The sequence below is a fragment of the Bifidobacterium sp. N4G05 genome (assembly GCF_002742445.1).
Classification (GTDB): Bacteria; Actinomycetota; Actinomycetes; order Actinomycetales; family Bifidobacteriaceae; genus Bifidobacterium; species Bifidobacterium hominis.
In genome coordinates this window covers 1-15,728 of sequence record NZ_NJNQ01000006.1, presented here as the reverse complement: position 1 = coordinate 15,728, position 15,728 = coordinate 1, and the positions used below count along the sequence as shown (strand labels likewise).

Sequence of the window (15,728 nt, the reverse complement as noted above, 5' to 3'; positions counted from 1 at the left end):
TTTTTCCACAACCAAGGGCCGCGCCAAGATTCATATCGCGGTGCGGCCCTTTCCTTTCCAGAACATTTGTTAGAAGGATTCACTATGTCTCACATCCCCAGCACGTTTGCTCCTCTGAACGAGGGTTGGACGTTGACCGCCGTCAACCCGGAAGCCGCTCCCGAGGCACTGCGCGCGACGCTCGCCGCGGGCATTCCGGCCACTGTGCCGGGAGAGGCCACGCTTGACCTGCTCAACGCCGGTCTGATCGACGACCCGTTCGACGGCGACAACGAGAACAAGCAGCAGTGGATCGGCGATGTCGATTGGCGATTCACCTGCCGTTTCGATTGGCAGGATGACGGCTCCGACCGTCACGACCTGGTGGCCTACGGCCTCGACACCATCGCCGACATCGCATTGAACGGCCGCCCGGTCGCCTCCACCCGCAACTTCCACCGTTCCTACCGTTGGGATGTGCGCGGTCTGCTCAGAGACGGCGCCAACGAACTGACCGTCACCTTCACATCCCCCGTGTGTGAATCCGACCACATGGAACAGGCCCGTGGCTACTATCCGCACACCGAACACCACGCCTTCAACCAGATCCGCAAGCCGAGCTATTCCTTCGGCTGGGATTGGGGCATCGACGTGGCCAACGCCGGCATCTGGCGCGAGATCGGCATCGACTCCTGGTCCGGCGTACGCATCGCATCCGTCCGTCCGCTGGTCGACGTCACCGCCGACGGCACCGGACTGCTCAACGTGCACGTCGAAATCGAACGCGCCGGCAAAGGACGCGTCATGTCCCCGTACGATTCCCATCTGGTCCGTCAGGCCGTGCCGGTGCACGCCGAAATCTCCGGCTTCGGCACGAATCTGTCCGTCGATGGCGTCGTGGCCGAAGGCCGCAACGAGGCCGTGCTGACGATCGCCGTGCCGGAAGCGAAGCTGTGGTGGCCCGTCGGCTACGGCGACCAACCGTTGTACGATGTCGACGTCACCGCCGGTGATGCCAAGGAAGCGTTCTGGAACGGCCATGTCGGCTTCCGTACCGTGCATGTGGACACCCGTGCCGACAACATCGGCCGTCCGTTCCAGATCTACGTCAACGACGTGCCGGTGCACGCGCACGGCTACAACTGGATTCCCGACGACGCCTTCATCTCCCGTGTCTCCCAGCGCGACTACGAGCGCGGCATCCGCGATCTTGTGGAATCCAACTCCAATATGGTGCGCGCCTGGGGCGGCGGCATCTACGAGTCCGACGAGTTCTACGACCTGTGCGACGAGTACGGCATCATGGTGTGGCAGGACTTCATGCTGGCCTGCGCCGCCTATCCGGAGGACGCCGAAACCAAGGCCGAAGTCGAGGCCGAGGCCCGCGAGCACATCACCCGCCTGTCCGAACATGCCAGCCTCATCGTGTGGAACGGCTCCAACGAGAACTACGTGGCCTACTCCGAGTGGGGCGGTTACAAGCAGGCCCTGCGCGACGACGACCGCAAGCCGAACGCATACGGATACGGCGAGAAGCCGTGGGGCGACTACTACTATTCCGAACTGTTCCCGTCCCTGTTGGCCGAACTCGATCCGGGCCGCTCCGCCTACCTGCCGAGCTCCCCGATGAGCTTCACCAAGTTCACGGGCGCCAACCTCGACACCGACGGCACCATGCACATCTGGGATGCTTGGAACCGCGCCGACTACACCGTGTACGCGCAGTACACCCCGCGCTTCGCCGACGAATTCGGCTACCAGGCTCCGCCGGCATGGAGCACCCTCACCGGTGCCGTGCACGACGGCAAGCTGGAACCGTTCGGCAAGCAGATGCTGGTGCATCAGAAGGCCTCCGGCGGCAACTACAAACTGGCGCGCGGCATGCGCTCGCACATCACCCCCGGCCACCTCGACGACGTGAGTTTCGGCGGCGTGGTCAACGGCAAGCCGTCCGACGGCGAGCACAGCTGGCTGATCCCCACCGACAACTGGGCCGATATCGAGGACTGGCACTGGGCATGCCAGCTGCAGCAGGCGCAGGCCATGCGCTTCGGCGTGGAGCACATGCGCTCCCTCGAGCCGGTGAACGCCGGCGCGCTGATTTGGCAGCTGAACGACGACTGGCCGGTCGTCTCCTGGGCCGCGGTCGATTTCAACGGACACCGCAAGCCGGTCTGGTATGCGTCCCGCGACTTCTTCGCGCCGCACCTGGCCACCATCCAGCCGCGTGTCTCCGAGGAATACCGTGAGACCCACAGCTGGGAAGGCGTGAAGACCGCCAACGACCACTTCGAGCTGATCGTGCTCAACGACACTCGCAAGGCGTGGAAGGGCTCCTGGAAGGTCGAGCGCGTGAACCTGTCCGGCGAGGTGCTCGCTTCCCAAAGCTTCGATGACGTCGAGCTAGGCGCGGTTTCCCATATCGGACTGCCGCTCAACGAGGACATCGTCTCCTATGGGGACGCCGGCAATGAGCTGGTCGTGGCCACCCCGTCCGACAACGCCTTCGCCCGCGTGGTCTTCAACCCGGCCGAGATCATCGACCAGAAGCTCGCCGCTCCCGCCGACGCGTTCGAAACCTCCGCCAAGGCCGTTGAAGGCGGCGTGGAGCTTACGGTTACCGCCAGAAGCTACGTGCGCGACCTGTTCTGCATGGTCGACAAGGTCGATGCCAAGGCGTCCGTCACCGAAGGCATGGTCTCCCTGCTGGCCGGCGAGAGCGTCACGCTGCACATCGCCACCGACGCGGTCTCCGATCCGGCCGCGTTCGCAGCGGCCAACGTGCTGCGCAGTGCCAACGATCTCAAACGCGAGTGGTGACGTCTTGGCCGCTGTCCGGGGAATGCCCTCCGGAACGATGGATGAGGAGGGCATTCCGCTGAACATTTCAGCATGACGGTTCCGCTTAAGTGAAAAATTAAGTGAAGGCGCCGCCGACCCTACGAAGCAAAGTGCCGTAAGCACTGGCTTCCTGCGGGGGTTGGTGGCGCCTTTGCTGTATGATGTAGGTGAACCGTTTAAGTTCGATTTCAGCAAAGAGAAGGTGCGGGTATGCCAGTTCAAAAAAGCAAGGTGACGATTTTCGATGTCGCCAAGGCGTCAGGCGTTTCCAGCAGCGCCGTCTCGTATGCCCTCAACGGCAAACCCGGAGTCTCCGAGGGAACCCGTGCCAAGGTGCTGCAGGTGGCCCATGAATTGGGCTGGAAGCCGAACGGCGCGGCCCAGGCGCTGGCCAAGGCGAAGACGCAGCGCATCGGCTTGGTGCTGGATTACGATCCCGAGCTGCTGTCCGTCGAATCTTTCATGATGGAGCTGATCTCCGGCTTGGGTGCCGAGCTGGAAAAGCATGATTATTCCATTCTGGTCCGTATGGCCGTCGGCGAGGACGCCAAACTGGTGATCATCAAGGATTGGATCGCCACCGGCAACGTCGATGGACTGCTGCTGGTCAACGTGGAGCTTGGCGACCCGTGCGTCTCCCTGCTTGAGAAGAACCCGGATGTGCCGGTCCTTGCGATTTCCGACGCTTCCGTGGCCGGCAACCTGCCGAGCCTGTCCAGCGCCGACGCCGACGCTGTGCGTCAGGCGGTGCAGTATCTGTATGACCTCGGCCATCGGCATATCGCGCGTGTGGGCGGTCCTGAGGCGTTGGCCCACTCGTATATCCGTGACGCCGCGTTCTCCGACGTGGCCGCCGAATTGGGCATACGGTACCGCTGCCTGCATACCGACTACACGCCTGAATCCGGACGTGAGGCCACCAATCGCCTGCTGGGTTTCGGAGAGCGTCCGACCGCCATCATCTACGACAATGACGTGATGGCGTTGGCCGGTCTTGGCGTGGCCAACGTGAAAGGCATCGCCGTGCCTGACGAATTGTCGCTCATGTCTTGGGACGATTCCTTCATGTGCACCGCGGCCTATCCGAATCTGACGGCCATGGGCCGCAACGTGGTGGACACCGGCAAGACGGCCGCACGGCTGATGCTCAGGCTCATCGACGGTGAGAAGGTCGGCCATATCATGGAGGAGCCGTACGAGCTGCGTGCGCGCGAATCCACTGGTCCCGCTCCCGCTGGGCGATGAACGCGTGGTGATTGCGCGTTGATCGCGCGATGGCGTGGAACCATGAAGCGAAAACGCCGCATGGCCATATGGCCGTGCGGCGTTTTCGTGTGTTTTCGCGTTGCGTGAAGGATTTTGGGCGGATTCGCGGGATTCGGACGGAATCTAGTCGAGCGAGAAGGTCTTGCGGATCAGATTCATCTGCACCCAGAAGCTGGCTCCGGCGCCGACGAATATCCACAGCAGCGGCACCAGCATCAGCGTCTGCTCCGGCGCGATCAGCACCACGATGATCGGCCAGATGTTCAGCAGAAGCGCGGCGAAGGCGATATGTGGCTTGCCCAGGGCGAGCCGGGCGGATTGCGTGAGCTGCTCGCCGACGCTCAGCTTGCTGCGGCCGGTCAAAGGCAGCACGAAAGCTAGCGCCGAGCCGACGACCGCGATGACCACGATGGTTACGCCATAAAGGACGGCTACGGTGTCGGTGGATTGTCTCGACAGGTACCACAGGTCGAACAGCGCCAATCCGCAGAACGCGGCGATTACCGCCGTCAGGGCAAGCGTGGTCGGGAAGCGGCGCTTGAAAGCCGCCCAGAAGCTGCGGAAGATGCCCTTGCAGGAGCCGCTTTGCAGTTCGCGCGCCACTTCGCAGGCCGCCGCGGTCGAAGCGCCGACCGTCACAACGGGAATGGAGCAGATGGTCCAGGCGATGCTGATCATCGCCATATCGCCGACGGTGCTCATGAAGTCGTTGAATGGATTGTCCTGACTGAAAATGCTGGCCATGGTCTCCTCCGTGGGTGGTTTTTGTGGTGCTGTGCAGGCGGTTGCCGGAACCGCTATGCGCTGAGATAGTCGATGAGCCGTTGCGCGGTTGTGGGATTCGGCGATTCCCGCACGATGCCGATGAGTGCGTTGGACTTGGCTGATTTCAGCCGGTTCCACTGCCGGAAGTCGGTCATCGAAAGACCGAACGGCTCGGCCTTGCCTTTGCCGCCGCCTTCGAAATCGGGATCGTCGGAATCCTTGAAGCCCTTCATCGTGACGAAATCGCCGGAAAGCAACGTGCGCTGCCGCTTGGTCAGCGACGAATCGAGATTGGTCAGATAGCCGTAGCCGGACAGCTGCTTGAAGGTCTTCGGCGTGGCCACGATCGCGTCTATCTCATGATTGGCGATCATGGTCTGCAGCTTGCTGATGCCGTTCTCGTCGTTGGAAAAATAGGTGTCGACGAGCACTCCGCCCTTGCGGCCTTCCGGCAGGTCCAGCCGTTTCGCGACCTGCGACTGCAGGCTTGCTGCCCCCTGCTGGCCGACGGCATCGTCGAACACCGCCACGTACAGTTTCGGCCCTGGTGCGGGTGCGAGGATCTGCATGGCGATGTATACGACCACGCAGACGATGGCCGCGATAACCACGGTGCGTGCCAGCAACTGGTCGCGGAAGTACTTCCATTTGCGGTTCCATGGCAGTTTCCGCAGTGTTTGGATGCGTGATTGGCCTTGGTATTCGTTGGCCGAGGAGAGTGTGTCGATGGCTTCGGCCTGCCGGCTGTCGATTTCGCCGCCTTTGTATGGTGTGGACGATTCCATGCCTGCTTCCGCCTCCCTGCGTCGCTGCGATGCCTCGTTGCTGCGGTGCCTGTGATGGCTTGCCGCCATTTGCTCCACTTAAGCGCTTAATATATACTGGTTTTCCGTAAAAGTCAATTGCGCTCATGGCGAGGTCGAGTCCTTTGCCGTGGTAACCGCTTGAAACAGCCCAAGGAGACAATGATGTTTGATCAGGGACCACATGTCGTGCTGCGCCGCGATGGCGTCTGCGTCGTGCTGAAGACGCCGGAAAACGAGATGCCGCAAGTCGAATATTGGGGCCGTGATTTCGGCATTTCCGGCGATGAGACCAGTCTGGCCCAGCTGGATGCGATGACGCTGAAGGTCACGCCGCTGCGTCCTATGCAGACCGTGATCCTTGAATTCGAGGCGCTGTGATGGGCGGGGAAACGATGGGCGGGGAAAACTTGCGGTCCGTCGATCCGCAGCCGGTCGACCCGCACCTGAACACGCTGACCCGTACGTTGTTCCGATCCTTGCACCAGGCAAGCGGCAAATTCGCCATGTTCGGCCACCAGAACGAAACCAGCAACGTGATCGGTCCGAACACCGATTCCGACGTACACGCGGTCACCGGCACCTACCCCGCGCTGTGGGGCAGCGACCTGAGCGGCGTGGAACGCGACGAAACCACCAATATCGACGGCTTCTCCATGGGCGACGTCCGCGACGAACTGCTGCGCGCCTACACCATGGGCGCGGTGACGACCATGAGCTGGCATTCCGCCAATCCGATCACCTTCGGCGGGTACGGGCACAATATGGCGCCCGGTTCCGTGGCGGCTGTGCTGCCCGGCGGCGCACGGCACGGGCAGTTCCTCGAATGGCTGGACCGCGTGGCCTCGTTCCTGGACTCGGTGGTGGACGGCGTCAGCGGCGAATCCGTGCCGATCGTATTCCGCCCGTTCCACGAGCACACCGGCGACTGGTTCTGGTGGTGCACCGGGTCACCCGCGCAACCCACCGACACCACGCCGGAACAATTCGTCGCCCTGTGGCGCATGACCGTGGACTACCTGCGCGACTCGTGCGGCCTACACAACGTGCTCTACGCCTACTCGCCCGACCGTAGCCGTATCGACATGAGCTCGGAAAGCACATGCGAGGCCGGGTATCTCTACGCCTACCCGGGCGATGACTATGTGGACGTACTCGGATTCGACGACTACTGGGACATCGCGCCCGCCGACGTCGAGGCAGAGCGGCCGCGTGAACGGCACGACGATCTGATCACCATGCTGACGGTGGTCGGGCGGCTCGCCCGTGAACGCGGCAAGATCGCCGCCGCCACCGAAGTGGGCTCGCCTGGCGAATTCGCGTCGCGGTACGTGATGAGCGCGGAAGACGAAGCCGCGCTGGCCGGCGCCGGCGCTTGTGCCAGTGCCGCGGATGATGGTTGCGCTGCCCATGGCGAATCGAATGCTGTCGGCTCCGGAACAGCCCAGACAGCTGCGCCGTCCGAATCCGATTCGCCGTGGACGCGCTACCTGCTCACCGCCGCGCTCGCCAACAGCGATACGCGTCGGGTGCTGTGGTACATGCCGTGGCGCAACGATCCGGGCGCCGCTGGAACCGGCGCATACGGCACTCCGGTGGAGGGGTCGCGTTATGCGGCTGATTTCCGCCGTTTCACCAAGCATCCTTTCATCCGTATGGCCAATACCCTTCCGCCGCTGTACTGATTCCCGGATTCCCGCGGCCATCCGCGCCGGTTGAGACGGCAATCGTCGTCGATGCCGGAGGCGCGGATGAAGGACTTGACGGCGCGGATGGCGTGTCCCACTTGCAGCTTAAGCGCTTAATCACTACAGTAGGGCACAGCGGCGAGGGAATATGACGAAGTTTCCCGAGCGCATAACCGAACAAGGTGCGAACGCAAGGGGCGCATGCACATGCGGCGCGTCGCTCATCGGCGCGCCGGAACGTGCGTTGCGTGAAAACCAAGTGCGCGATCGCAGGAAATCAGGAAAGGATTTGACATGGCTGTCGAAGACAAAAAATATCAGCTGGGAACGGCGGAAAACAAGGCGTTCCTCGACGCGGCCCGCGACAATCTGCTGAACTTCGGCACGAAGTTCCCGGCTCCCGACGGCAGCTCCTACTGGCTGGGCGACGACGGCACCCCATGGAAGGACCGCAATCGCGCCACTTGGATCACCTGCCGCATGACCCACGTGTACTGCCTGGGCGCATTCGTCGGTTTCCCGGGTGCCGAGGAGCTGGTCGACGCCGGTCTGAAGGGTCTCAAGGGCGCGCTGCATGACGACGTCAACGATGGCTGGTATCCGGAAATCACCCCCGAAGGCGGCTACACGCCCACCAAGCAGTGCTATGCGCACGCTTTCGTGCTGCTGGCCTCATCGTCCGCGACCCTGCTCGGTCGCCCCGGTGCCGCCGAACTGCTCGACCATGCCGAAAAGGTCTTCCTCGACAAGTTCTGGGACGACGAGACCGGCCTGTCCGTCGACACGTGGAACACCGAATTCACCGAACTCGACCCGTACCGCGGCCTCAACGCCAACATGCATTCCGTCGAGGCGTTCCTCGCCGTGGCCGACGTGACCGGCGACGAGACCTGGCGCAAGCGCGCGGGCCGCATCATCGAGCACGTGCTCGGCTGGGCGAAGGCCAACAACTGGCGCATCCCCGAACACTTCCATTCCGACTGGTCGCTCGACCTCGAATGCAACCGCGAGAAGCCGGACGACCAGTTCAAGCCGTACGGCGCGACTCCGGGCCACGGCATCGAATGGGCCCGCCTGATCACCCAGTGGGCCACCAGCACCTATCCGTCCGATCCGGCGGCCGCGGCCCCGTACATCGACGCCGCGGAGCATCTGTTCAACCGTGCGGTCGAGGATGCGTGGAACGCGGACGGTGCGCCCGGCCTCGTATACACCACCGACTGGGACGGCAAGCCCGTCGTGCACGACCGTATGCATTGGACGCTGGCCGAGGGCATCAACACGTCCTCCACGCTCGCCCGCGTGACCGGCAAGGAATCGTACGCCAAGTGGTATGCGACGTTCCTCGAGTACGCGGACAGCACGGTGATGGATCACGTCAACGGATCCTGGTTCCACCAGCTCGACCGCACCAACCAGCCGATCGGCACCGTGTGGCCGGGCAAGTCCGACCTGTACCACGCGACGCAGTCCATGATGATTCCGCTGCGCGACCCGAGTCTGTCCATCGCACCGGCGGCCAAGAAGCAGGGCTGAGCCTCCATCAGCCGGCGTGAAAAACGGCCTTCCTGTCCGTATGTTGTCACCGCGGATCGATTGATCCGGTGATTTCCATACGGACGGGAAGGCCGTTTTATGTTGCTTATGGACGCTTCCCGCGTGGGGCTTGTCGTTCCTTTTGCCGTTCCTTTAAGGAATCGTGTAAGGAAGTGCGTAAGGAAGCGCGGTCATTCGGCGTCCGCGGCGGACGCGTCCGCCTGCTTGCGGCCGACCTGTGTGATCTGATAGGCGGCGAACAGCACGACCAGCCAAATCACGCCGGCGACCACGGCGATGCGATAGCTTGCGGAGAAGCACATCAGCACCACGACCAGCAGCATGAACGCGATCACCACATACGGCGTCACCTTGGCGAACGGCAGCTTGAAAGCGAGCTTGTCAAGTGCTTCCTGGCCCTTCAATCCCTTCAAATCATTCGGACCGTCGCCGGCGGCGACAACGCGACGGAACTTAATTTCCGTAATCATGATCATGATCCAATTGATCGCAGCGGCGATCGTGGCGATCGACATCAAATAATTGAATGCGAAATCAGGCCACACGAACACCACGACCACGGCGATCGCAATAATGATGGCCGACGTGATCACACCCCCGACCGGAACGCCGCGCTTGTTCAGACGGCCCAGATACGAGGGCGCATTGCCCTGCTTCGCCAACGAATACAGCATGCGCGAGTTCGCGTACAGGCCGGAGTTGTACACGCTCATCACGGCGGTCAGACACACGAAATTCAGAATGCCGGCGGCCGCGTGCACGCCCACCGAGTCGAAAATCTGCACGAACGGGCTAGAATTGCCGTCGATCGTACTCCACGGGACCACGGCCATGATCACGCCGAGCGCGCAGATGTAGAAGACGAGAATACGCCAGATGATGCCGTTCGTGGCCTTCGGAATGGTGGTGCGCGGATTCTCGGTTTCGCCGGCGGTGATGCCGATGAGTTCGGTGCCGCCGAAGCTGAACATCACCACGACAAGCGCCATCAGCAGGCCGGTCCACGTGCCGTCCGCATTGCGAGACATCAGGCCGTGCGGCAGGAATCCGCCGTCCACGGTGAACCAGTTGGCGAAGCTCGCGCGAATGCCCGACGCGGTCGGCACGTTGGCGATCACGACATACAGGCCGCCGAGAATCATGGCCAGCACGGCCACGATCTTGATGATGGCGAACCAGAATTCGAATTCGCCGAACTTGTTCACGCCCATAAGATTCAGCGCCGCGATGGCCACCAGGAACACCGCCGCCGACACCCACTTCGGAATGTTCGGGAACCAGTAATTCACGAACGAGCCAACCACGGCCAACTCCACCATGGCCACGAGCACGTAGTTGAACCAGTAATTCCAGCCGGAAATAAAGCCGGCTCTCTTCGACCAGTACTGCGTGGCGTAATAGCTGAACGCGCCCGACTTCGGATCCTCGACCGCCATTTCGGACAGGGCGCGCACGATCAGGAAAATCGCCAGACCGCCGATCAGATAGGCGAGCAGAATGGCCGGACCCGCCAGCTGAATCGATTCGCTGGAACCATAGAACAGGCCGGTGCCGATCGCACCACCCAATGCGATCAATTGAATATGACGATTCTTCAAAGACTTGCGCAGCGTCGGCGGAACCGGCACATCGTCGGTTTCGCGCGGTTTCTTCGCAACGGTTGCGTCGCTCATGAATGCTTCCTCTTCTTGGGTGCCTCGGCAATATTCGGCAATATTCGGCAAATTCAGCAAAAGTTTGGCGATCTTGTGATATTGCGTTCGGCAGTAGTGGTAGGTGACGCGCCTATGGTTTTTGGCATGGCACGCCTTCCCCGATTGTAGCTGTAGCGCGTGGATTCGGTTTCGTAGTGTTCAATAGTTCGATAGTCCAATAAAATGAGGGTTTTGAGAGCAATGGTTGATGCTGCTTGAACGCTGCGGGGCTGGAGGTCGTCATGGCATTCGTCAAAGACATGGTGCGTATGTGGTTGCATGCGTGGAAGCGATTCGTCTCCATCGCCATGATCACATTGCTGGGCGTTGCCGTGCTTACCGGCATTTACGCGGGATGCCGAGACGCTTTTCTCGCGACGGATCGTTTTTTCGACACCCAAGGATTGCACGATATTCAGGTGTTGTCGACGGCCGGATTGACTGACGACGATATTGCCGCGCTCCGTAAGGTTTCCGGTGTTGCGAAAGTGCAGGGCGAACGTTCGCAAACCGTGACGGTCGATCTGAACGGCAAAAAAACCGTGACCATGCAGGAGATCGGCACGAACGGCATCGACCAGCCGTATCTGCAAAGTGGCCGTATGCCTGAAAAGTCCGGCGAGATTGCGGTGACGCGCAAATTTATCAAGGATTCCGGATATAAAAAGGGCGACCATATTACGGTGACGCCCCAGGATTCGGCGTCTTCTGCGTCTTCCGTGTCCGATTCTGCAGAATCGGACAACCAAACGGGCGAAAACGGGTCCCAGATGTCCGATTCTGGAGAATCGGACACGCAGGATGGCAAAAGTGCCGCACGGGTGACCGATTCTGGCGAATCGGACAACCAGACACCGAGCTTCCCTACCGAACTGACCATTGTGGGCGTGGTACTTGACCCGCAGGATCTCACCAATCCAGACGGCTATTCGGGTACGAACGCGTTCCGTTCCTCCGCTACCAGCGACTACACGTTCTTTGCGCCGTCCGACGGTGTGACCGGCAGCATGTACACGGCCGTCACCATTCTCGTGAAAGACGCCGCCGACAAGGACTCGTTCAGTGACGCCTATGACGACACCGTCAGCGAAGTGGCTGACCGTATCGACGGGAAGGTACGCAAGAATCGCCAGCAAGCACGCCATCAGGAACTACTCGACGCCGGAACCAAACAAATCGACGAGGCGAAAGCGCAAGCCGACAAACAGTTCGCCGCAGCGCAACAGCAGATCGACAGCAATCGCAGTCAACTCAACCAGCAAATCGACCAAATCGTCAATATGCAGGCGGGCGCGGCTGCAGGATCCCTCGACGAAACAACCCGTGAAACACTACGTGAAACGGTAATTGCCTCAAGCCCGCAATTAGCGGAAGCCAAAGCGCAACTCGACCAGGCGCAATCGAAATTGGACCAGCAGAAAAAAGACACCGAACAGACACTGCAATCCAAGCAAAAAGAGCTGGAAGACAGCATTCCGCAAGTGCGCTGGTATGTGCAGGACCGGTCGCAAATCGGCGGATTCAGCTCGCTAAAATCCGATCTGGAATCCATCCAATCGCTGGGCAACGCATTCCCGATCGTGTTCCTGCTCGTGGCCGTGATGATGAGTCTGACCGCCATGACGCGCATGGTCGAAGAGGATCGCGGGTTGATCGGCACGTACACAGGGCTCGGCTACGGGCGTCTTGCGGTCGCCTCACGATACCTGCTGTTCGCGCTGTTCTCCTGCTTGATCGGCGGTGGATTCGGCCTGATCGCAGGCTTCCTTGGCATTCCAGCGTTCCTGCTTGTCGTATTGCGAGGCCTGTATGTGATGCCGGACGTACGCTTGGAATACGACTGGCTGTACGGAACGGCCGGAGTCGCGCTGTTCGTGGTCGGCGTGCTTGCCGCAACCGTGTATGCGTGCGCGCAGGAAATGCGACAGAAGCCGGCCAGTCTCATGCGTCCGAAAGCGCCGCGTGCAGGATCGCGCATTCTACTGGAGCGTATCAAGCCGTTGTGGAATCGCATGAGCTTCCTCGGCAAAGTCACGGCGCGCAACATTTTCCGCTTCAAATCGCGTCTGATCATGACGGTCGGCGGTGTGGCCGGCTGCACCGCGCTGATTGTGTGCGGACTTGCGATCAACGACACCGTTGCCGCATTGGGTGCGAAACAGTATCAGGACGTGTATCAGTACGATTTGATGGTGGTCGCGAACGATGATGACGCTGATGCGATGCGGCAGAAAGTCGCTTCGGATGGTCGCGTCACGTCGAGCATGGACGTGCGCGTTGAATCGGGTGATTTGACCGGCGATTCGGGGAGCGAAAGCATTCAGCTGGTTGCCGTGCCCGACAGTGAACGCAGCGAGTTCGGCAAGATGGTCGCGTTGCAGCCGGTGCGCTCCAGTTGGGTGGATGGTGCGAAGTCGTTGTTCAGCGGGAAGTCTAGAACGTCTTCCTCTGCGTCTTCGTTGTCCGATTCTGGAGAATCGGACAACCAGAGCGGTAAAAACGGGTCCCAGATGTCCGATTCTGGAGAATCGGACGCGAATGGTACTTCCGACACGAAGGGCACGGTAAGACTGGGCGACGACGGCGTGATCGTATCGCAGTCCGCGGCAAGCGCAATGGGCGTCAACGCGGGCGACACAGTGACGCTGACCAACGGCAGCGAAGTTCAGGCCGACGCATATGTAAGCGCAGTGACCCGCAGCGTGATCGGGTCGGACGTGTACATCAGCGAAACCTACTATCACCAGCTGTTCGACACTGCTGCATCCGGCACGTCTTCCGCATCTTCCGCGTCCGATTCTGGAGAATCAGACAACAAAAACGGCAAATCCGGTACCTCGAATGGCGAATCGTCAAACGACCGGCAACTGGTGTGGAACGCTATGTACGCAAATCTCAAGGAATCGAGCGAATCCCAGGCCGCATACGCGGAAAAGCTGGAAGACGATGACGCGGTCATGAAAGCCGTGAGCTGCGCGCACATGGCGGAAAGCTTCAAATTCGACCTGATGGGCGCGGTGGTCGCGCTGATAGTGGCGCTCGCGGGCGGGCTTGCGCTGGTGGTGCTGTTCACGCTCGCCAATACCAACGTGTCAGAACGTGAACGCGAGATGGCCACACTTAAGGTGCTTGGCTTCTTCGACAAGGAAGTGCATCATTACGTGAATCGCGAAATGATGGTGCTCACCATGATGGGCGTGGTGTTGGGCTTGCCGCTCGGACGTTTCGTCGGCGGATTGCTGACGGCCGCGTTGAACATGCCCGCACTGTATTTCGAAGTGGAATGCAAGCCGTTGAGCTATGTGATCGCGGCTGTCGCGACCATGGCGTTCGCGCTACTCGTGCAGCTGCTCGTCAACCCTGTACTTGACCGTATCGACCCGATCAGTTCTCTCAAGTCCGTCGAATAGTCGCATGCATGGTTGTCCGTTTCTGCAGAATCGGACAAGTAATGCGTCGAAAGTGCCCTGTGGTTGTCCGATTCACCAGAATCGGACACTTAGAGTGCCGGAAAAGCTCGGATTCGCGTCTCAGTTCTTCGGATAACGGTAGTTGTGTGGCAGTTGCGTGGTGAGCTGCGGGTCCAGGCCGAGTTCCTTCAACTGCCGGTCGATTTCGCGGCGCGCACGTTTTACAAGTTCGGCTCGATATTCATCGCCATGTCCGGCGTTGTCATGTGCCGCATCGCCATGTCCCATCGTTCCCATCGCTTCTAGTGTGTCCAACGTTTCCGCCAAACGCTTAAGCCGGTCCTGATGGTGCAGCAGCGCACGTACCTGCGCATGTTCGCGTACGATCGTCCGCCAATCGGATGGCGTGTGCGCAATCTCCCGAACCGCGGTGACCGGATGCACGTCGGCCACCTGATATGTGATCGAGCCAAGCAGCGGCATCAGGAACACTGTAATCGCGCCGGCTGCGACCAGTGTTGACGCGGTGTCGCTTTGCATGGTGCCGACCTTCACCGCCAGTGACGTGACAGCGACGATGATTGGCAGCGCGGTCGTGCAATACAGCGCTACGGTGACGCGGTGATGCGATGACAGCGGATTCTCGCGTTTGTCGAGCGATAGTGCAACGTATACGGGCACCGCGCGAATCAGCATGAGCATTACGATGAACGCGACGAGCAGCGCGGGTCGGCCTGCCACGGCGCGCACGTTGATCGCGGCGCCTGACACCACGAAGAACACAGGAATAAGGAAGCCATAGCCGACGCCTTCCAGTTTCATTTCCAGCGACTTGCTGCCGTCGGGAATGATGTAGCGCAGGATGAAGCCTGCGGCGAACGCGCCGAGTACCGCGTCAAGTTCGAACAGTGCAGAAATGGTGACAAGGAAGATGAGCAGGAATGTGGTCAGTCGCATGAGCGTTTGCGATGACGTGTTCGCATTGTCCGTAAGGAAACGGTACAGGCGATGGCCGGTTTTCAGTGCTTTCGTGGGTAGCATTGCGCACAGTAGGCAGATGGCAAGGAACGCGCCGAGCACGAGCATGGTCTGCCAGCCGGTTCGGGTGGATAGCAGGATGGCCATGGCAAGGATTGGGCCAAGTTCGCCCCACGTTCCGTACGAGATGATGGCGTCGCCGATAGGGGTGCCTTCGAGGTTACGTTCCTTGAGAATCGGCATGAGTGTGCCGAGAGCGGTGGTGGTAAGTGCTATTACCGTGGCGATGCCGTCGATGCCCTGCTTTGCGAAGAATGGAAGAAGGGTCACGACGAGTCCGGCGAGCCCCAAGGTGATGATCCATGTGACAAGGCCGACTTTGCCTTGATGCCCGGCGAGTCGTTTCGGGTCGATTTCATAGCCGGCGAGCAGGAATAGGAACGCCATGCCGAGTTCGCTCAAGAGTTTCACAGCGTCGTTCACCTCGATTACGCCCAGTCCGTACGGACCGAGTGCGGCTCCGGTGACGAGCAGCAGCACGGTTTGTGGAATGAACCTTCCCGGAATCAACTGCGCCACAATCGGGCTGACAGCTGCCACCGCCATGATGATAGTCAATGAAACGAGCTCTTGCGTCATGTTTCTAGCCTAGTGAGTCTGCATGACGGTGTTCAAGGACGTGATACCCCATGATGTGCCAAAGGGCACTCTGGGACAAGGTTAAGTTTTTGCAAATTTTATGGGGGG

Annotated in this window: 10 protein-coding genes; 6 read left to right on the top strand and 4 right to left on the bottom strand. The window is 60.6% G+C overall.

The features are described from left to right. The first annotated feature begins 84 nt into the window (after positions 1-84). Together CE153_RS07020 and CE153_RS07015 are read left to right on the top strand one after the other, a co-directional pair. Positions 85-2,799, top strand: a complete 2,715-nt coding sequence (locus CE153_RS07020; RefSeq protein ID WP_099595675.1) for a glycoside hydrolase family 2 protein — start codon at positions 85-87, stop codon at positions 2,797-2,799. 231 nt (positions 2,800-3,030) lie between these two features. Then, positions 3,031-4,065: a LacI family DNA-binding transcriptional regulator gene (locus CE153_RS07015; RefSeq protein ID WP_099595674.1), complete on the top strand. Its 1,035-nt coding sequence runs from the start codon at positions 3,031-3,033 to the stop codon at positions 4,063-4,065. Positions 4,066-4,209: 144 nt separating this feature from the next. Here the strand turns inward: CE153_RS07015 and CE153_RS07010 are convergent, their stop codons facing one another. Together CE153_RS07010 and CE153_RS07005 are read right to left on the bottom strand one after the other, a co-directional pair. After that, a complete protein-coding gene (locus CE153_RS07010) occupies positions 4,210-4,830 on the bottom strand; it encodes a YesL family protein (RefSeq protein ID WP_038443826.1) in 621 nt (206 codons plus the stop codon). A gap of 53 nt (positions 4,831-4,883) precedes the next feature. Continuing rightward, entirely contained in the window at positions 4,884-5,705 is an 822-nt protein-coding gene (locus CE153_RS07005) for a hypothetical protein (RefSeq protein ID WP_099595673.1), read from the bottom strand. 111 nt (positions 5,706-5,816) lie between these two features. Between CE153_RS07005 and CE153_RS07000 the strand changes: the two genes are divergently transcribed. From CE153_RS07000 to CE153_RS06990, 3 genes are all read left to right on the top strand, one after another. Next, a complete protein-coding gene (locus tag CE153_RS07000) occupies positions 5,817-6,035 on the top strand; it encodes a hypothetical protein (RefSeq protein WP_042989714.1) in 219 nt (72 codons plus the stop codon). Next, positions 6,035-7,339: a glycoside hydrolase family 26 protein gene (locus CE153_RS06995; RefSeq protein WP_236824496.1), complete on the top strand. Its 1,305-nt coding sequence runs from the start codon at positions 6,035-6,037 to the stop codon at positions 7,337-7,339. The genes CE153_RS07000 and CE153_RS06995 overlap by 1 nt, the downstream gene beginning before the upstream one ends. A 297-nt stretch (positions 7,340-7,636) precedes the next feature. Beyond that, complete coding sequence (locus CE153_RS06990) at positions 7,637-8,878, top strand: AGE family epimerase/isomerase (protein ID WP_099595671.1); 1,242 nt, start codon at positions 7,637-7,639, stop codon at positions 8,876-8,878. 191 nt (positions 8,879-9,069) lie between these two features. Here the strand turns inward: CE153_RS06990 and CE153_RS06985 are convergent, their stop codons facing one another. Beyond that, positions 9,070-10,572 carry an amino acid permease gene (locus CE153_RS06985; protein ID WP_099595670.1) on the bottom strand — a complete coding sequence of 501 codons (1,503 nt, stop codon included), beginning with the start codon at positions 10,570-10,572 and terminating at the stop codon, positions 9,070-9,072. A 263-nt stretch (positions 10,573-10,835) separates the two neighbouring features. Here CE153_RS06985 and CE153_RS06980 point away from each other — a divergent pair, with 263 nt between their 5' ends. Then, complete coding sequence (locus tag CE153_RS06980; protein WP_099595669.1) at positions 10,836-14,003, top strand: FtsX-like permease family protein; 3,168 nt, start codon at positions 10,836-10,838, stop codon at positions 14,001-14,003. A gap of 120 nt (positions 14,004-14,123) precedes the next feature. Here CE153_RS06980 and CE153_RS06975 read toward each other — a convergent pair whose 3' ends face one another. Further along, on the bottom strand, positions 14,124-15,620 hold the full coding sequence (locus tag CE153_RS06975) for a cation:proton antiporter (RefSeq protein ID WP_099595668.1): 1,497 nt from the start codon (positions 15,618-15,620) through the stop codon (positions 14,124-14,126). Positions 15,621-15,728: the final 108 nt, after the last annotated feature.

Coding starts and splice junctions, on each gene's coding strand:
- CE153_RS06990 (WP_099595671.1), top strand. CDS start 7,637: ATGGCTGTCGAAGACAAAAAATATCAGCTGGGAACGGCGGAAAACAAG.
- CE153_RS06995 (WP_236824496.1), top strand. CDS start 6,035: ATGGGCGGGGAAACGATGGGCGGGGAAAACTTGCGGTCCGTCGATCCG.
- CE153_RS07010 (WP_038443826.1), bottom strand. CDS start 4,830: ATGGCCAGCATTTTCAGTCAGGACAATCCATTCAACGACTTCATGAGC.
- CE153_RS07000 (WP_042989714.1), top strand. CDS start 5,817: ATGATGTTTGATCAGGGACCACATGTCGTGCTGCGCCGCGATGGCGTC.
- CE153_RS06980 (WP_099595669.1), top strand. CDS start 10,836: ATGGCATTCGTCAAAGACATGGTGCGTATGTGGTTGCATGCGTGGAAG.
- CE153_RS07015 (WP_099595674.1), top strand. CDS start 3,031: ATGCCAGTTCAAAAAAGCAAGGTGACGATTTTCGATGTCGCCAAGGCG.
- CE153_RS06985 (WP_099595670.1), bottom strand. CDS start 10,572: ATGAGCGACGCAACCGTTGCGAAGAAACCGCGCGAAACCGACGATGTG.
- CE153_RS07020 (WP_099595675.1), top strand. CDS start 85: ATGTCTCACATCCCCAGCACGTTTGCTCCTCTGAACGAGGGTTGGACG.
- CE153_RS07005 (WP_099595673.1), bottom strand. CDS start 5,705: ATGGCGGCAAGCCATCACAGGCACCGCAGCAACGAGGCATCGCAGCGA.
- CE153_RS06975 (WP_099595668.1), bottom strand. CDS start 15,620: ATGACGCAAGAGCTCGTTTCATTGACTATCATCATGGCGGTGGCAGCT.